Source organism: Desulfosporosinus sp. Sb-LF, assembly GCF_004766055.1.
Taxonomy (GTDB): Bacteria; Bacillota; Desulfitobacteriia; order Desulfitobacteriales; family Desulfitobacteriaceae; genus Desulfosporosinus.
Map to the genome: position 1 here is coordinate 68,715 of NZ_SPQR01000005.1, position 18,258 is coordinate 86,972.

An 18,258-nucleotide genomic window follows, 5' to 3' on the forward strand; every position below is an offset into this window, starting at 1 on the left:
CTTGTCACAACAAACCGTTCCTCTGTTTAAACTAGTTGCCGTTTCTTACGCCTATGTTCCTGAGCATCCTGTCCTTTCCGACATTCATCTGCAGGTCTACCCTGGGCAGAGCCTTGTCATTCTGGGAGCTAATGGAAGTGGTAAATCCACACTCCTTAAAATTCTAGCTGGCCTCGTCCATCCTACATCTGGTCAAATCTTAGCCTTTGGACAGGAACTTACAGAAAAAAAACTGCAAAATCCCTCGTACTTAGCGGAGTTTCGCCAGCGCGTAGGCTTTATTTTCCAAAACTCTGATGCCCAATTGTTTTCAGCCACCGTTCGTGATGAATTATCGTTTGCCCCATTACAGCTTGGCCTCACGACTGAACAAATTAAACAACGGATTAATGAAACTGCAGACCTACTCGGCATCACACCCTTCTTAGACCGTCCTCCCTACAAACTGAGTGGCGGAGAAAAGAAGAAAGTCGCTTTGGCATGCGTCCTGACCGCTAATCCCGATGTATTATTTCTGGATGAGCCTACGAATGGGCTCGACCCACGTACTCAATTTTGGCTTGTAGAATTTCTGTCAGCCCTCCAAAATGCCGGAAAAACGATTATCACCGCCACCCACGACCTCTCCATTGTGGAAGAAATTGCCCAACGAGTCATCGTTCTGCGCGAAAACCACACGGTTGCAGCAGACAGCACAGCGTACGAGATTCTCAGTAACCGTCGCCTTCTTTTGGATGTAAACCTCATTCATGAGCGCTCACATTTTCACATTGGTGGATCTAAAGAACATGGTTAAGCACATGAATTAGAGTAATGGTTTAATGAAAGGAGATCTGTATGAGCATCACACTTCAATCAATTGGTACAATTCATACCCCCTATCTTTCCTTTAATACCCCCCATCAGCCGCTCCCAGACGCACCTGGTGATTTCTGGATTACACTCAATCCTGAGTATGCAAGTGCTTTGAAGTCCTTAGATAATTTCAACTACATCTATGTGCTATATCACCTCGACCAAGTAACCCCTCCCGTCGAACTTCTCACCCACTCCCCTTGGGCACCCGAACTCGAAATTGGACTGTTTGCGAGCCGATCCCCCCAGAGGCCCAACCCAATCGGGCTAAGTATTGTGCAATTAAAGGAAATTCAGGGCAACGAACTCATTATTTCTGGAATCGATGCCTATAATGGTACACCTTTACTTGATATTAAGCCGTATATTCAATTCCGGGACAGCATTGATGATGCAAATAACGGCTGGTTTGATATCCTTCCAGATAAAGAACATACAATAGCCCATGCCCTGGGACTTAAACATGAGCATGCTCACGAACACTCACATGAACATCATCATCCACACGAACATGATGATGTTCACAAACAAACTCACCACAGTGACCCCAACCATAACCAACACAGCCACCACGACCGCCCATCATACGAGGATGGTCAAGACAAACCCGATCATAGACGTCATCATGTACATAACGATTAAGAACTAACAGGTGAACGCACACAATCTTATGGGGTTTGGGAAAAAGGGCCTAGTATATACGATAGGGCCATAATTGCGTTATCAATGTGTTAATGGTACTATAGTTGTGTATTTTCAATATCGTTTTCAGTGTTTTTAACGTAGATATCCTAATAAAAAACTGGAGTGCTACTAACACTCCAGTTTTTAGGTTGCCAATAGTGCAACTAATTTCGAAAATGAGTAGCTTAACTTTTGTCGTAGAAGGAGCTACTCATTTTCCATTTTAAAAGGATTTCTCAAAGAATTAATAATAAGTGCCCTCCTTGATTTAAGCGTTATTATGATTTGATTTAAGGTTACAATCAAAATAGTTCTTTGATTTTATTAACTGATTACTGCTAAGTTAGACCAAAATTCTTTGGTTTGTGTAAGGTCTACATTTGCTGCTTTCTTTACATCTATGACCTTTACTACGATAGTTTTATTGTTTGTCATTATACTTACAAACCTTTCAACGCGATTTTTAGGACTTAATTTTTGGTTAAACATAGTTAACATCTCCTTAATTTCTGTATCTTCTCTGTCACTATTCTAAATCCAATTTCTCTATAAGTAAAACATATAATAACGATCTTTACTATGACTGAAATAGATAGTATGCTGTATTTGGAGGTGTCTACTTTGGAAATTCGACATTTAGAATATTTTGTTGAAGTGGCTCGCCAAAAAAGCTTTAGTAAAGCCGCTACTATAAGCCACGTATCCCAATCAGCAGTTAGCAAGATGATAAAAGATTTAGAAACAGAACTAGGAACTCCGTTATTTAATCGGACCTCGAAGTATGTTCAATTAACTGATACAGGCATTATCTTTTTAGATCAAGCACAGCAATTAGTGGTGATGTTTCATAACCTTACCCCCGAATTTGAAAATAGAATTAAAATGGAAAAGGGGAAAATTTCTATCGGCTTACTTCCAATCACTAGCACTACCATATTTGCTGAGTTGCTGGGAGAATTTAAAAAGAGGTACCCTCAAATCGAAATTAGTTTGCTAGAATATGGATCAAAAAAAGTAGCATCCGCTATTCAAGACGGGACTTTGGATGCTGGCGTAATCTGCATAGTACCGGATAATCATTATTATGACTCCCTTTCTTTTGCCAAGGACCCCCTTTTCGTTATTGTCTCCTCTCAGAATCCCATAAGTCAGTTACCGTCAATTGAGCTGGCATCATTATCTAATGAATCTTTTGTATTATACAGTAACGATTTCAGCCTACATGATGAGATCATAAATCAGTGCAGAAATGTTGGCTTTTCCCCAAACGTTATTTTTGAAACCTCTCAGCTTGAGCTTATGACACAAATGGTAGCCGCTAACTTAGGGATTGCGTTCTTGCCCAGTGCGGTGTGCAAGGAATTAGACTCTAATCGCATTGTCTCCGTCCCTTTAATGGAACCTCAGATAATACACAACATGTCTATCGTATGGAAAAGAGGTCGTTCTATGTCCCACGCAGCACGTTTATGGTTACAGTTTGCCAAAGATTATTTTACATCTAATGAGCATTTCATATAAAAATCCAGACAAGAGAAGTGGGTGCTAGATTATAAAATCCAGCCCCCACTTCTCTTGTCTGCTGCTTACACCACTTCTGTATCCAAGTTTGCTCCTGTGAACTGACTATTGTAAAGATCAGCATAGAAGCCTTTCTGAGCTAGAAGCTCATTATGATTGCCCATTTCAATAATAGTTCCTTTGTTCATCACGAGAATCAAATCTGCATCTCTGATCGTCGAAAGTCTATGGGCGATGACAAAGCTCGTTCTTCCATTCATCAGGTCTGTCATGGCACGTTGAATATACACTTCTGTTCTCGAGTCAACACTACTGGTTGCTTCATCCAGAATCAAGATTGCTGGATCGGCAAGTATGGCTCGTGCGATGGTGATAAGCTGTTTTTGACCCTGCGAAATATTGGAGGCTTCCTCATTTAAAATGGTGTTGTACCCTTCTGGAAGAGTCTTAATGAAATGATGAGCATGTGCTGCTTTTGCTGCACTTATGACTTCTTGATCGGTTGCACCTTCCCGACCGTAGGCGATATTCTCCATGATCGTGCCATTAAAGAGCCATGTGTCTTGAAGTACCATTCCAAAGATATTACGCAAAGCACCGCGTTTAATGTCTCTGATATCTACTCCGTCAACTGTAATCTTGCCAGCATTGATTTCATAGAAACGCATCAACAGGTTGACTAGAGTCGTTTTGCCAGCACCCGTTGGTCCCACGATGGCAATTGTGTTTCCCTGCTTGACGTCAATATTCATACCCTTAATCAAAGCTTCATTCTCTTTGTAACTGAAATCGACATCTTCAAATTTGACATCTCCCTTAGGGAAAGCGATAACCTTGGCATCCCCACGATCCGGCAATTCTTCTACTTCATCTAGGAGTTCAAAGACACGTTCAGCGGATGCAACGGTCGATTGAATAATGTTGGCTATATTGGCAGTTTGGACAATCGGCATGGTAAATTGTCTTGAATACTGAATAAACGCCTGAATATCCCCAATCGTTATTCTCCCATTCGTGACAAAAATACCACCAACAACACTGATAATAACATACCCCAGATTGCTTACAAATCTCATGAGAGGCATGATAATACCTGAGATGAATTGTGCTTTCCACCCAGAATCATAGAGGCGGTCATTGATTTCATTGAAAGTCTCGATGGATTTCCTCTCGTGTCCAAAAGCCTTAACAATAACATGCCCCGTGTACATTTCTTCAACATGCCCATTCAGATCACCGAGAGATTTCTGCTGAGCTGCAAAGTGTTTTTGGGAGCGTTTAGCAATACCAGCGGTTACTAAAACATAAAGAGGAAGTGTTAAAATAACAATCAAGGTTAGGAGCGGGCTGATGGTTAGCATCATGACGATAACTCCAATAATCGTTACGATTGACGTGATCAGTTGGGTAAGACTTTGCTGTAAGGTATTAGCAATATTATCCACATCGTTGGTGACTCGACTCAAGATTTCGCCATGTGTCCTAGCATCAAAGAATTTAAGAGGCAACCGAGATAGCTTGTCATCCACTTCTTTACGTATATCGTAAACTGTTTTTTGGGCCACTCCCGCCATAATATATTGTTGAACATAACCAAATAAGGCACTCACGAGATATAACCCTATTAGAATCAGAACGATTCTAAGAATATAGTCAAAATCAATTTTTCCACCATTCAAGGCCATAATTTTGGCAATCCCTGCTTTAACTTGCGTTAATCCTCCAACCACCTCTGGGGTCGCTGTTTTCGGATTAGCTGCCAATTTGCTCAACATATCCTGCTGGGGTAGCAGCTTAGCCAACGTCATTTTGCCCATGATGCCTTCAAACAATTTCGTTGTGGCATTACCCATGATCTTAGGTCCTAAAATGCTGAACACAGTGCTTAGAATGGCAAAAATGAAGACGGTACTTAACTGAATTCCGCGTGGTCTTAAATACTGAAGTAGCCTTAACAGAGTACCTTTAAAATTCTTTGCCTTTTCTACGGGTCTCCCAATGGTTCCTCCAGGTCCTCCCTGTCTTCCTCCCATGGCTTCCTGTTGTGGTTTATCAACTTTACGCTCTTCACTCATGCTATTTCTCCCTCTGAAAGCTGTGAAGCCACAATCTCACGATACACCTCACAGGAATTTAATAGTTCCTTATGCGTCCCAATTCCGGCGATCAGCCCATCATCTAAAACAATGATTCTATCGGCATCCATCACAGTTGTAACCCTTTGCGCGATAATAAACACAGTCGCATCCGCGATTTCGGGTTTAAGAGCCGCTCTTAACCTAGCATCTGTCTTAAAATCGAGTGCCGAGAAACTATCGTCGAAGATATAGATTTCAGGTCTGCGAATTAAAGCACGGGCAATGGAGAGACGTTGCTTCTGCCCACCCGAAACGTTCGTTCCACCCTGGGCAATCATATGATTAAAGCCTGCTTCCATTTCCGTTATAAAATCGGTTGCTTGGGCCACCTGTGCTGCATGCTTAATCTCGTCTAGGGTGGCTTCTTCCCTGCCATATTTGATATTTTCCGCAATAGTACCCGAAAATAGAACCGTTTTTTGAGGAACAAAGCCTATCTTGGCTCTTAAACTTTCTTGACTCATTTCTCGAACATCCACCCCATCAACCAACACACTTCCGCTTTCCACATCATAAAAACGTGTCATTAGATTGACCATTGTCGATTTACCCGAGCCAGTCCCTCCAATTATTGCCGTAATCTCTCCTGGTTTTGCGCTAAGAGTTATATCACTGATCGCAGGTTGTTCTGCACCAGGGTAGCTAAAGGAAACATTCTTAAACTCAACAAAACCTCGTTGCAGGCTAGTGGGATTGCCCTTGAAAGGATCCTTGATTTCCGGTTCAGTATCCAAGACTTCATTGATTCTCACAGCCGAAGCCTGAGCACGCGGGACCATGATAAATAACATGGTGAGCATAAGCAAGGAGAAAAGAATTTGCGTGGCATATTGGATAAAAGCCATTAATGATCCAACCTGCATATCTCCATTGTTGATTCGAATACCACCAAACCAAATAATAGCGATCGTCGTAAAGTTCATAATCAACATCATCATTGGCATTAAGATAGCCATGATCTTGTTAACTTTAACCGCGTTATTCATAAGGTCCGAGTTGGCATCATCAAATCTCTTCTTTTCTTGATCAATACGATTAAAAGCTCGCACTACTCTGATACCTGTAAGATTCTCACGTAAAACCAGATTTAATTTGTCGATTTTAACCTGCATCAGTTTAAATAGAGGTACGCCCTTTGCCAGCACGATTCCAATAATGGCAAAGAGGACTGGCACTGAGACCAAAAGCACCCAGGTCAAACCCCGATCTTCTTGAATGGCCATGATGATACCACCGATACAGGTTAAAGGTGCACTGACCATCATACTTAAAATCAAAACTGACACTTGCTGAACTTGCGTTACGTCATTTGTCGTTCTGGTAATGAGGGTTGCAGTTCCAATTTTATCAAATTCATGCAAAGAAAAACTTTCGACCTTAGTGAAGATCTTTTCCCGCAATATCTTCCCAAAACCCACAGCGGTTTTGGAAGACAGGTAGGTTGCAATAATGGCGCACAAGGTTCCACCTGCTGCAACAAGCAACATGAAACCACCAACTCTTAGAATATAATTGACATCTTTGTTGACAATCCCGTGGTCCACAATATTCGCCATCAAGGTCGGTAAATAAAGATCGGAAAGGACTTGTGCAAAAAGCAGTACGATGACAACCGTAATATATGCAGTATATGGTTTTAAAAATCGATACAATTTAATCATTCACAGTCTCCTCTCTCTACTAATCTCAACAATTTTACTATCTCTACTATTTTTATCTCTTCTATCACTATAATCCCGCCCTCCGTTTACCTTTCGTTTATAATTTCGAATCATTCTTCTCGACTTCCTTACTTCTTAGAAGCCTTTTCAGAACCTCTAAACCTTCATATATTTTATTAAGTTCTTCCGGGGTACCTTGGTCCATTGTTAAAGCAATGTTTTCTTCAAAACGTTTATGGAATATTTGATGCATCTCCACAAAATTTGGAGCTACGCTGACGTGAACCACTCTTCTATCTTGTTCACTTCTTAATCGTTCTACCATTCCTAACTTTTCCATCCTATCTAAAATGCCAGATACCGTACTATTAGATAGATTAAGTTTGCCACTTAATTCCGTAATCTTAAGCGTTTTTTCCTTACCTAAAATCCCCATCACCATCATTTGAGGGATTGTCATACCCGTATTCTCCATGACACTACTCATGTTGTTCTTAAAAAGGAGCATGACTTCCTGTAGAAGCTTGGCGATCTTCGTACTTTCATTTAAATTTTCCATTTGTCAACCATCCTATCTCCGTATTTCGTATATGAAATATTATCCATGATTATATTACGTATATGAATATTTCGTACACGAAATATATTACTCTGTAAGTATATATTTGTCAAACATTGAATTTCAACTCAAATCCAACCCACAAAAAACGGACATTTAACTGTCCGTTTTGCTTTAGTCATTATTCAATTCCATAATTATTATCGATAATATGTCTCACCAGACACCAGATATCCTTACTCGCCTCCATAAAGCCTTATCTTAATGTTGTTTAGGCGGAAGCTGAGGTTGCGGTTGAGAATATTGAGGATTATTTCGCATATGGTCATTATAGCCTGGAGCAACTTCCCTCGCACCGGTTGCTTGTGGATCTTTTCCATACTGGGCTGGCCCTCCATACTTCTCGTTCGGGTTCTCCTCATAGGAGAACTCGTTACCTTGATTCCAAGGTCCCCGGCTATCTCCCTGACCTGTTGACATGTTCATGTATTTCTTAGAGAAGTCCGAGTCTCGGAAGTCCTTATTGACACCCGTTCCCTGCAACGTATTAATTGCTTGCATAAAGGAAAAGTTATGAGATTCTTCGCGACTCAAGAGAAAACGAATCATGTCCTTAACTCCGGCGTCATCGGTTTGTTGAAGAAGACGCTCATAGATTAGCTTAGCCCGCAGCTCTGCCCCAGCATTTGATGAAAGGTCCGTGTAGATATCTCCCATTGAATTGACGAAGGTTGAGCTCCAAGGAACACCAGCAGAATTAACCAGAAGTGGTCCACCTCCAAGCAAGGCCATATGATTTGCCGAGAAATCTTTAGGAATGCTGTCGACAGGGCCAATTAACATTCCAAGACACTCTCCCACCATCTCTAAATGGCTCAACTCTTCAGCCGCAATATCTTGCAGCAAGTCCCGTATTTTAGGATCATTACATCCTAAACTCTGAGAGAAATACTGCATGGCTGCTTTAAGCTCACCATTCCCTCCTCCAAACTGTTCCAGTAGCAAGACCGCAAAGCGGGGGTCTGGTCGATCGACATGTACCGTGTATTCCATATCCTTAACATGCTTAAACACTTTAGAAAACCTCCTTTTTTGAAGAAAATTAGTTTATCTAATTTCGTGTTATTATTTGATTAACCCCAAAATCTTATCCAGAGAAATATTCTGAATTTAAGCTTTAGTTCTTGACTATTATTGATCTTTTTTGATATGATGTTATTCTAGATATCAAAATTAGCAGTTCGGTTGGGGTAAACTCCGCGAAAGCGAAGGACGCTAAAGTCATGGGTCTAAGGCTTTAATTCATAAGATGAATTAAGCTAAGATCGCCAGACTACAAGCATAGAACTTCTCTGGGGAGAGTAGTCGTTTAAGACTACTCTCTTTTATTTTGAAAACATTAGAAGTAAACGTTTTGGGAGGTGTACTAATGCTCATCGGAGTAGCCATCAGTATTTTTATATTCAGCTATTTCTTCATCATTACAGAAAAAATTCCTCGTGCAGTGACCGCAGTTTTTGGTGCCTCACTACTGATTATCCTTGGAGTTCTTACACAAGAAAAGGCGATTCATTACATTGATTGGAATACTTTAGGACTCTTGATTGGGATGATGATTATCGTCGATCTAACTCGACGATCTGGGATATTTACCTTTCTGGCAATCTGGGTTAGCAAAAAGGTCAAGGGGGATCCCCTATTATTGATGCTCTCCTTGTCCCTGCTCACGGCTTTCCTATCTGCACTCTTGGATAACGTCACCACCATGTTATTGATTGTCCCTGTAGCCCTCTCCATCGCTGATCAATTAGAGGTCGATCCAATACCCTTCCTCTTCAGCCAAATTATCATGAGTAATATTGGTGGTACAGCAACTCTTATCGGAGACCCACCTAATATTATTATCGCCGGACAAACAGGTCTCAGTTTTGTGGCCTTTCTTATGAACCTTACTCCCATTATTCTCATTATTATTGTTGTTACGCTATTCACTTTCTATTTTATCTATCATCGTAAGTTAGTCACCCAAGAGGAATTAAAAGCTAAACTTATGGATCAAAATGAATGGGACCACATTAAGGACTTCGCCTTACTCAAGAAAAGCCTCTCAGTCCTGAGCTTAGTGATTCTGGGTTTTTCCCTACATTCCTTTCTTCACTTAGAGACAGCCACCATTACTCTCAGCGGTGCCATGCTTTTAATGATCTGGACCCATGAAGAGCCCGAAGAGGTTTTCTTGGCAATAGAATGGCCCACGATCTTTTTCTTTTCCGGTTTGTTTGTTCTTGTCGGGGGACTTATTGAGGTCGGAGTCCTTGACCGTCTGGCAGAATGGAGCATGAGTTTAACTCAAGGGAACCCTCTCTTCATGGCCATGTTAATTCTCTTCATATCCGCCCTACTATCATCCTTTCTCGATAATATCCCTTTCGTCGCAACCATGATCCCCCTGATTCAAAAACTTGCCTTACTCAGCCAGTTCACCCCCACCCAAACAGAACCCCTCTGGTGGGCCTTGTCTCTAGGTGCCTGCCTTGGGGGGAATGGGACCTTGGTCGGAGCCTCCGCTAATCTCATAGTGGCAGGAATTGCCGAGAAAAACGGAATCAAAATACGATATATTCAATTCTTAAAAGTAGGTTTTCCCGTCATGATCCTCTCTGTATTAATTTCATCCGTGTACCTGGTCATTCGTTATTATTAGACTCCATCCATCCCAACCCCAAAAATGCCCTTCCCACATTTCGGGCAACACCCTCCGTTTAGGCGATTAACGACCACTGGCTCACGCTCAATCACTGCTTCCCCACACCGAGGACAAACCGTCGCACTTCCTCCCCTGACATTTCCCAGATACACATAGGGAAGCCATTCTTTAGCTATATCCCCTAATCGTTCTAAGGTTTGTCGTTCCGTTGGAGGAACCGTTAAACGGTATGCAGGATGATAGCCGCTCAAATGCCAAGCTAGAGGTACACCAAGCTTCTGTAACCATTGGGCCAATCCCCTAATTTCTTTCGGATCATCATTTGCCTCTGGAATGACAAGGGTTGTGATTTCCAGGTGAACACGTCCTGCCAAACGCTCGACATTGTCTAAAACCCAAGCTAGTTTTCCTCCACAATAGTGTTGATAAAATTCCTCAGAGAACGCTTTAATATCAATGTTAACCGCATCAAGCCATGGAATCAGCTCCTCGATAAAACGTGGAGAAATCGTTCCATTACTGACTAGAACTACTTTCCCCCCCTGTGCGCGAATCAGAGGAGCCGTATCCCTAATCATCTCAAACCACATACTCGGCTCTGAATAAGTAAAACACAGTCCTATTGACTTCCGCTCCTGCCTGGTAAGCTCTGCAAGCTCGGCAGGAGTTACTTTTTTGCCAACTTGATGTCGCTGAGATATTTCGTGATTTTGACAGAACGAACATCTCAGATTACAGCCAAAGCCTCCCACGGAAAAAATCCAAGAGCCAGGATAAAAATGATATAGAGGTTTTTTCTCAATCGGATCCAAATTCCAGGCTGCTACTTCACCATAGATTCTAGAAATGATCTCCCCTTCTCGATTCTCCCTGGCATGACACCGTCCTGACTGCCCATGTCTCAATTGACATCGCTGAGGACACAAAAGGCAACTCGCATTATAGGAATCTTTACTCAGGTTACTTATGCTTATATTACTTGTATCCCCAAGACTACTTGCATTGCTAAAATTACTTGTTTTGCTTGTATTACTCATAATGACGTTTGACCTCAAAGCGCCAGAATTCTACTGGGTCCTCCACTGGTATTCCCGCCTTTTGTTTAGCAATGCTCACTTGATCTGCTACAGTATCGACCCCTTCCAAATGTGGAAGCAACAGCCCGCTTTTTCCGCGTTGGCGAACAACCACACCGTAACGCCAGGGATCAAGCTCTTCTGGTCCTTCGATCTTCTCGAGTTCACCGAGGACATCCACCGTGAAGCTCAGCGTATCTAGTTCCTCTACTCGGACCGGCCGAAAACGAGGGTCCTGTGTTCCGGCAGCCAGCGCATTATGTTGAATTTCCAGGGCCAAATTTTCCTGCCAGGGTTCAGTGGTGCCGATACACCCACGCAATTGCCCGTTTTGTTTCAAGGTTACAAAGCACCCTCTCTTCACCACAAACTCTGGTGAATGAGGGATGTTTAAATCAGGGTCTTCCCGCTTCAAATAAGCACTTAGGCAACCCCTCGCCCATTGCGGCAAGGATGACGAATGATACAGATCCGCTACTAGATAACCCACACCGAACGGACCTTCGTACGACAGCACCTCAGGAGCCCCTTCTTTTGCGGCCAGTGCCAAACGAAGGCTCCGATACCCACACTCGCCCGCTCTTTCGACAAGATCAGTGGGCAAACTAATAATTTTTTTCGTATCTCTTTGAAGAGCCTTGAGCACGGATTGATCAAATTCTGGCCCTGCAGAATCAAACCCGTATGGCCCGTCTTCTTTCAAGCGATGGGACATATCCCCACTTGCCACCAGTGCATAACGCCCAGGCAACTCATCTAGGATTTTCCCGATACGTTCACCATACTCCTCAGGTTGTTCTAAAGGCATCCCTAAGAGTACAACTTTTCCATTCCAACCTGCCTTCTGTAAAAAATACAGGGGAACAAAGGCACCGTGATCGATTACACCCTGCATAGGAACTACACCTGAGAGATGTTTCTGAAACTGCGCAATAACCACAGGGTCGCTGGCAAAGGACAAACTGACCTGCTCAACTCCAAACTGAGCGAAATTCCCGTAAACGGCATCATCCATCGAAAGTGTGATCCCACCTTTGGTGAGCGGGGCATGCGGGGAAACTAGGATTACCGTCTCTATCTCCGCCACAGCTAGACGTCGAGATATCTCATGATAAGCATCCAAACTTGCTTGGCACTTACGTTCTTCTCCCCGCCCAACTTCCGGGACGAGAAGTGGTGGATGTGGAACAAATACTGTATTGACCAAACCCATGCGAGCACTTCCTTTTCGGCATAGTTAACAGGATCATTTTACCCTAATCCTCGTCTGTCATTCAAAAAACTACTTTCATTTTCCTTCTTGCCCAACCACCCATCTCTTGCTTTTTTATATGCAATCAGGCTCTTAATGCCCAGATGTTCTTCCAATTTCTTCGAATTCTCATTTTGCCAGTTTCTTTGGGGATTGATTAAAATTTTTAAGTTATACTAATGCTTAATGTTTATGACAAAATAAGAACTATGACATTCTCAAGTGCAGAGGGGTCATAAGAATGAGGTGGTACCATTGCTCTGGTTCATTCTAGTAGTTTTAGTATTTTTTTTATTAGGACAACTCATGGCACAGCTCGTTATTGTCTCGGAAAGTAAGAATCCCGAAAAAACAGCATCATGGCTCGCAATCTTCGCCATTTGGCCGTTCTTCGGGCTGATTCTTTATATCCTTTTTGGTTGTTCTCCGCGAAAAGCCAAGCTCTTTCGCTCTAAACATTTACCCGGCAACCGATTGCCCCATATCTCATACCAACAAAAAGAAGAGCTTTCTTCAGAGGACATCTTTTTCCATGAAGGATCCGCCTCCAGTAAACGCCTAGCGCGCCTATTGCTTCAAAGCGGCTTCGCGCCTTTGTCCCGGAACAACCGAATTACGGTCCTCACGAATGGGGAAGAAAAATTCCAGGCTTTAATACGCGATCTAGAATCAGCACAAGACCATATTCACATGGAGTACTACATCTTTCGAGCGGATCAAATCGGAAAAGAAATTCAAGGCCTCCTCATCCGCAAATCCCGTTCCGGAGTCAAAGTCCGTATGATTTTTGATGGGCTGGGCAGCCACAACCTTCCGAAAACGTTTCTTCGAGCCTTGACTGAAGCAGGAATTGAAATTGGTTGGTTTTTCCCCCTACAATTTCCTCAACTGATCGGCACTCTGAACTACCGAAATCATCGCAAGCTGGTCGTTATCGATGGGAAAACTGGATATCTCGGTGGAATTAACGTCGGAGACGAGTATTTATCACGAGATCCTAAGTTCGGATTCTGGCGAGATACGCATCTTCGTCTGGAAGGAGAAAGCGTACAGACACTGCAAGAAACCTTCCTAAACGACTGGTATTTTATAACTCATAAAGAAATTACTGAAGAACGCTATTATCCTCCCCTTGAACCTTTCGGAGAATCCCTCACTCAGGTGATCGCAGGCGGGCCGGATTCTAAGCGGGAATCCATGAAGGAGCTCTTCTTTACGATTCTAGCCACTGCTCAGAAAGAAATTCTTCTAACAACACCGTATTTCATCCCGGATGAAAGCATGATTATGGCCTTAAAATCGGCAGCACTCAGTGGAATCATCGTCAAAGTCTTAGTTCAAGGGAAGCCTGATCACAAAATCCCCTATCTCGCCTCTTCCTCTTACTATGAAGACCTATTAAGCGCTGGAGTTGAAATCTACCGCTACCAAAAGGGAATATTACATTGTAAAGTTCTAACAGTCGATGAACAGATTTGCATTGTTGGTTCGGCTAATTTTGATATTAGAAGTTTTCAATTAGATTTTGAGCTTAGTGCCATGCTGTATAGTTCCGAGTTGGCCACCAGATTGAACAAGGATTTCACCCTAGATCTAATGGATAGCATCCGGGTTGATAGAGAAGATCATGCCAATCGCCCTGTATGGCAAAAAATTAAGGAAGCAAACGCGCGTCTTCTGTCACCCTTGCTATAGTGACAATCGTTATTTTTAGAATGCATGATCTGTAAGCATTCGCGGAAGACTAAACTTACCATTTAAGGAGGTGTCTTTAATGCCGATTCAACTCAGCCAAAAAGAAACCATGTTTTTACAAGATCTCAAACAACACGAACAACACTGCGTCCAGAAATACAACAAATACTCCAACGAAGCACAAGATCCTCAGCTTAAACAACTCTTTCAGACCCATGCCTCTCATGAACAGCAACATTTTAATACCATCACTCAGATCTTAAGCGGACAGACTCCGAACATGAACCAAGGGCAAGGACAACAGGGGCAGGGTCAACAACAAAGCCCAGCCATGCAATCGGGGCAAGGAAGTGGAATGCAGGCACAAGGTGCCGCATTCAATCAGAACGATGCAGAATTAGCCAATGATATGCTCTCGACGGAGAAATATATCTCAAGCACCTATGATACGGCAATCTTTGAATTCCAGGATAAAAATGTACGTCAAGCTTTAAACCACATTCAGAAAGAAGAGCAAGAACATGGAGAAGACCTCTTCAACTATATGAAATCTCATGGCATGTACAACGTTCAGTAGCACCTATACCACATACATTGCGCGGTCTTTTAAATAAGAGGGTTAAGAGTTTTATTTAAAGCTTTTAACCCTCTTTGGAGATAGAAAAAGGCCTATAGTTCAGGCTATCGAGGATTAATTTACCAGCTTATTAAGAGAGTCAATAGATTTCTATAAAGCCATACTAAAGTTTGTGACAATGGAGGTTGATACTATGACGGTTGGTTCTCAAGTTAAACAAACTTTAGCGAGTTTGAAGGGGGCCCGTGGAACCTTAAGAGTGTATAGTACTCAAACAAGAGATAAAGAAACTAGGTCTATATTTAAATACGCACTCAAAGAAACCAGTTCAATTATTGAAGATCTAGAAAACAGATTACAGACACTCGAATTTGAAGAACCCCAGTATAAAGGGAATTAAAAGGTAGGTATACATATGCAGGAATGGGCGCAGGTACTTTTAAAATCAATCGCTTTGTTTTTTTTAGTATGGGCAGCTATCAGGCTAATGGGCAAACGAAATATGAGCCAGATTAATCCCTTCAATTTTATAAGTTATATCGTTATCGCCATAGTGGCGTCTTTAATGTCTATAAACCTCATTAATCTATTCTCTGGTTTTATCGCACTACTGGTCTGGGTAGCTTTACCCATCGCCCTGGATTATCTCTCAATCAAGAGTAAGATAATGCACGAGTTAATCCATGGGAAAGAAGCCGTGTTAATCAAGCATGGCAAGATTATGGAAGATAATCTTATGAGTGTACGAATGACTGGTGAGGACCTTTTAGCTCAACTTCGTTCTAGGAACGCATTCAACATGGCCGATGTAGAATTCGCAGTGATGGAGACCAACGGCATCATCAATCCGTACTTAAAGTCAGACAAAAAGCCCGTTACCCCACACGACCTTGGAACTAAAGTTGCTCCACAAGCTGAACCACAAACTATAGCCCTTGATGGAAATATGTTAGAAGAGCCCCTGGCCTCTTTAGGACTTAACCCGCAGTGGTTAAGTACCGAACTCGATAAGATAGGAGTTTCCCTTGAGAACGTATTTCTCGGTCAGGTCGACTCATCAGGAGAATTATATCTTGACCTCTTCGACGATGTCGTTCAAATCCCTCAACCCAAGGTCAAGGAAATGCTCTATGCTATCCTTGAAAAGAGCCAGGCTGACTTTGTAACGTTTGCTCTGCAAACTGAGGATACTAAAGCAAAAGCGATGTTTTCTAAAAACTCTCGAAAACTTGAAGATCTCCTGAACAAATTACGTCCTTACTTATTGCATTAAGAGGTGCTGTTATGTCCATCAAGAAGAAAAAAAAGCTTTCTCCTACTCAGCAGGAATACCAACAATTTGCTCAAGAAAGAGAGCCAAAACGACCGATTGTTTTAAACTGTGTCAAGGCTTTTTTCGTGGGAGGGTTTATTTGTACTCTCGGTCAAGCCATACAAATGTTCTTTGTTAAGTATTTTCACCTTTCTCAAGAAAGTGCCAGCAATCCTACAGTGGCAGTGGTCATTATCATAACTGTCTTATTAACAGGTTTCGGAGTATTTGACCATATTGCCCAGTTTGCCGGAGCAGGTACCGTTATTCCAATTACCGGCTTTGCCAATACCATCGCTTCAGCTGCCATTGAACACCAAACTGAAGGTTATGTTCTGGGCGTCGGGGGAAATATGTTTAAACTCGCAGGCCCGGTAATCGTTTTTGGTGTCTTCTCTGCCTTTGTCGTTTCCCTAGTCGTTATAAGTTTAAGAGCATTGGGTGTGATATAAATGTTAAAAGGTCATCAGACCTGGGTTTTCGAGACAAAACCCACCATTATCGCTTCAGCTGCAGTAGGGGGACCCTATGAAGCGCAAGGTCTATTAGCTTCCGATTTCGACCTCCTCCATGGAGATATCCGACTTGGACAAGATAGCTTTGAAAAAGCGGAACAAAAACTGCAAGAACAGGCCTGTGAGATAGCTATAAAAAAGGCCAATATGAAAAAGGAAGATGTTCAGTTTTTGCTTAGCGGAGATTTGATCAACCAGATTTTCCCCAGCAGTTTTTCTGCTCGTACTTTGTCCGTTCCTTTTCTAGGGCTTTATGGTGCTTGTTCTACTTCTATGGAAGGGTTGTCACTGGCCTCCCTTCTTGTCGATAGTAAATTTGCCAAGAATGCTTTAGTCTGCGTATCCAGCCATAATGCAGCTTCGGAAAAACAGTTCAGGTATCCAACAGAATATGGTTCCCAAAAACCGCCCACAGCCCAATGGACTGTAACGGGATCAGGAGCCGCTCTGGTTGCTGATCAGGGAGAAGGTCCAAAAGTAACGGCATCAACTATCGGGCGAGTGATTGATATGGGGCTTTCTGATCCCTTCAATATGGGGGCAGCAATGGCTCCAGCAGCAGTTGATACCCTTGAAGCACATTTTAGAGATTTAGATCGAGATCCCAGTTATTATGATCTGATTGCCACGGGTGACCTTGGTAGAGTTGGTCATAGGATTGCAGGCGATTTATTAAAAAAGCATGGTCTTAACATACCCGAAGGGATCTTCACAGATTGCGGGATTTTAATCTACAAGGAGGATCAACCTGTCGTTATGGCTGGTGGCAGTGGATGCGGTTGTGCTGCAGTGACGACCTTTGGCCACTTTCTAAATCGCATGCGTAAGGGAGAGTTAAGAAAGATCCTAGTCATTGCCACAGGCGCCTTACTTTCTCCTATGTCCTACCAGCAGAAAGAAAGTATCCCTTCGATTGCCCATGCAGTATGCATCGAGATCTAAAGGAGCTGTTTATTAGGATGGAGAAATTTTTATGGGCTTTTATAGTGGGCGGTTTGATTTGTGTGATTGGACAGTTAATGCTCGATGGACTAAAACTAACCCCTGCCCATACGACAAGTACCTTAGTCGTCGTGGGAGCGATTCTTGGAGGATTGGGGCTTTATGATCCACTTGTCAAATTTGCTGGTGCAGGAGCAACGATACCTATATGCAGTTTTGGCAATTCTTTGGTAAAAGGCGCTTTAAAGGAATTTGATTCTACTGGCCTTATCGGGGTTTTAACCGGTATCTTTCAGATTACAAGTGCAGGTATATCTGCTGCGATCATCTTTGGCTTCCTTGGGGCACTCGTATTTAAACCCAAAGGTTAAGTCACTTGAGACTCTATGAAGGAGGTGAAAAAAGACATGACCGTTGGAACACAAATGCAACAAGCCATCGCTACAATTCAAAGTGCAGCTGCTACTATGAAGACATTTTCTTTAGAAACTCAGGACCAACAAGCTAAGAAAACCTTTGAGCAACTCGCCCAAACCTTTGATTCAGCTCTTACTGAGTTAAAAGGAAGAGAGCAGTACATTAAGCAACAGGAACCTCAATACAAACAATAATCCACTATGTAGATAAAGCAGAACTCTTTTCTGCTTTATCTACCGCTAATAAGACTTTACCACTAATATCACATGAAGTTGACAAAATTACAATTTCTTACTTGGTTTATTTGCCCAAAATCAGTTATACTAAGCTAGTCTGTTATGGCACAA

19 protein-coding genes and 1 riboswitch are annotated in these 18,258 nt (G+C 42.4%); of the genes, 12 read left to right on the forward strand and 7 right to left on the reverse strand.

Translation table 11 applies throughout. The features are described from left to right. Position 1: 1 nt before the first annotated feature. Together E4K68_RS08540 and tsaA are read left to right on the forward strand one after the other, a co-directional pair. Positions 2-796, forward strand: a complete 795-nt coding sequence (locus E4K68_RS08540) for an ABC transporter ATP-binding protein (protein ID WP_135378514.1) — start codon at positions 2-4, stop codon at positions 794-796. A gap of 41 nt (positions 797-837) precedes the next feature. After that, positions 838-1,497, forward strand: a complete 660-nt coding sequence (gene tsaA, locus E4K68_RS08545) for a tRNA (N6-threonylcarbamoyladenosine(37)-N6)-methyltransferase TrmO (RefSeq protein WP_135378515.1) — start codon at positions 838-840, stop codon at positions 1,495-1,497. Between the two features lie 366 nt (positions 1,498-1,863). Here tsaA and E4K68_RS20630 read toward each other — a convergent pair whose 3' ends face one another. Continuing rightward, entirely contained in the window at positions 1,864-2,028 is a 165-nt protein-coding gene (locus E4K68_RS20630) for a hypothetical protein (protein ID WP_199241726.1), read from the reverse strand. Between the two features lie 132 nt (positions 2,029-2,160). On the opposite strand from E4K68_RS20630, the gene E4K68_RS08550 reads away from it, so the two are divergent. Then, positions 2,161-3,060 (forward strand): LysR family transcriptional regulator, encoded by a 900-nt coding sequence (locus tag E4K68_RS08550; protein WP_135378516.1) that lies wholly within the window; start codon positions 2,161-2,163, stop codon positions 3,058-3,060. A gap of 65 nt (positions 3,061-3,125) precedes the next feature. Here E4K68_RS08550 and E4K68_RS08555 read toward each other — a convergent pair whose 3' ends face one another. The 4 genes from E4K68_RS08555 to E4K68_RS08570 all read right to left on the reverse strand — a co-directional run bounded on the left by E4K68_RS08555 (position 3,126) and on the right by E4K68_RS08570 (position 8,492). Then, entirely contained in the window at positions 3,126-5,135 is a 2,010-nt protein-coding gene (locus tag E4K68_RS08555; protein WP_135378517.1) for an ABC transporter ATP-binding protein, read from the reverse strand. Further along, a complete protein-coding gene (locus E4K68_RS08560) occupies positions 5,132-6,859 on the reverse strand; it encodes an ABC transporter ATP-binding protein (protein WP_135378518.1) in 1,728 nt (575 codons plus the stop codon). The genes E4K68_RS08555 and E4K68_RS08560 overlap by 4 nt, the downstream gene beginning before the upstream one ends. Before the next feature lie 97 nt (positions 6,860-6,956). Next, entirely contained in the window at positions 6,957-7,418 is a 462-nt protein-coding gene (locus E4K68_RS08565) for a MarR family transcriptional regulator (RefSeq protein ID WP_135378519.1), read from the reverse strand. A 261-nt stretch (positions 7,419-7,679) separates the two neighbouring features. Further along, on the reverse strand, positions 7,680-8,492 hold the full coding sequence (locus E4K68_RS08570) for a manganese catalase family protein (protein WP_135378520.1): 813 nt from the start codon (positions 8,490-8,492) through the stop codon (positions 7,680-7,682). Between the two features lie 165 nt (positions 8,493-8,657). Further along, a riboswitch (cyclic di-GMP riboswitch) is annotated at positions 8,658-8,759 on the forward strand. A gap of 88 nt (positions 8,760-8,847) precedes the next feature. Between E4K68_RS08570 and E4K68_RS08575 the strand changes: the two genes are divergently transcribed. After that, entirely contained in the window at positions 8,848-10,122 is a 1,275-nt protein-coding gene (locus tag E4K68_RS08575) for an ArsB/NhaD family transporter (protein ID WP_135378521.1), read from the forward strand. Here E4K68_RS08575 and amrS read toward each other — a convergent pair. Both amrS and amrA read right to left on the reverse strand, forming a co-directional pair. Continuing rightward, entirely contained in the window at positions 10,119-11,093 is a 975-nt protein-coding gene (gene amrS / locus E4K68_RS08580) for an AmmeMemoRadiSam system radical SAM enzyme (RefSeq protein WP_243450320.1), read from the reverse strand. The two genes, E4K68_RS08575 and amrS, sit on opposite strands and share 4 nt — an antisense overlap. Positions 11,094-11,154: 61 nt before the next feature. Then, complete coding sequence (gene amrA, locus E4K68_RS08585; RefSeq protein ID WP_135378523.1) at positions 11,155-12,414, reverse strand: AmmeMemoRadiSam system protein A; 1,260 nt, start codon at positions 12,412-12,414, stop codon at positions 11,155-11,157. Positions 12,415-12,699: 285 nt separating this feature from the next. Between amrA and cls the strand changes: the two genes are divergently transcribed. The 8 genes from cls to E4K68_RS08625 all read left to right on the forward strand — a co-directional run bounded on the left by cls (position 12,700) and on the right by E4K68_RS08625 (position 18,105). After that, positions 12,700-14,148 carry a cardiolipin synthase gene (cls, locus tag E4K68_RS08590; protein WP_243450312.1) on the forward strand — a complete coding sequence of 483 codons (1,449 nt, stop codon included), beginning with the start codon at positions 12,700-12,702 and terminating at the stop codon, positions 14,146-14,148. 79 nt (positions 14,149-14,227) lie between these two features. After that, positions 14,228-14,725 carry a DUF892 family protein gene (locus tag E4K68_RS08595; protein WP_135378525.1) on the forward strand — a complete coding sequence of 166 codons (498 nt, stop codon included), beginning with the start codon at positions 14,228-14,230 and terminating at the stop codon, positions 14,723-14,725. Between the two features lie 193 nt (positions 14,726-14,918). Further along, entirely contained in the window at positions 14,919-15,125 is a 207-nt protein-coding gene (locus tag E4K68_RS08600) for a DUF1657 domain-containing protein (RefSeq protein ID WP_135378526.1), read from the forward strand. Positions 15,126-15,140: 15 nt separating this feature from the next. Beyond that, complete coding sequence (locus tag E4K68_RS08605) at positions 15,141-15,998, forward strand: DUF421 domain-containing protein (RefSeq protein WP_135378527.1); 858 nt, start codon at positions 15,141-15,143, stop codon at positions 15,996-15,998. Positions 15,999-16,009: 11 nt separating this feature from the next. Continuing rightward, positions 16,010-16,489 carry a stage V sporulation protein AC gene (gene spoVAC / locus E4K68_RS08610; protein WP_135378528.1) on the forward strand — a complete coding sequence of 160 codons (480 nt, stop codon included), beginning with the start codon at positions 16,010-16,012 and terminating at the stop codon, positions 16,487-16,489. Then, positions 16,490-17,494: a stage V sporulation protein AD gene (gene spoVAD, locus E4K68_RS08615; RefSeq protein WP_135378529.1), complete on the forward strand. Its 1,005-nt coding sequence runs from the start codon at positions 16,490-16,492 to the stop codon at positions 17,492-17,494. It abuts the gene before it with no gap. 17 nt (positions 17,495-17,511) lie between these two features. Further along, positions 17,512-17,865 (forward strand): stage V sporulation protein AE, encoded by a 354-nt coding sequence (gene spoVAE, locus E4K68_RS08620; protein WP_135378530.1) that lies wholly within the window; start codon positions 17,512-17,514, stop codon positions 17,863-17,865. Positions 17,866-17,901: 36 nt separating this feature from the next. Beyond that, positions 17,902-18,105, forward strand: a complete 204-nt coding sequence (locus E4K68_RS08625; RefSeq protein WP_135378531.1) for a DUF1657 domain-containing protein — start codon at positions 17,902-17,904, stop codon at positions 18,103-18,105. Positions 18,106-18,258: the final 153 nt, after the last annotated feature.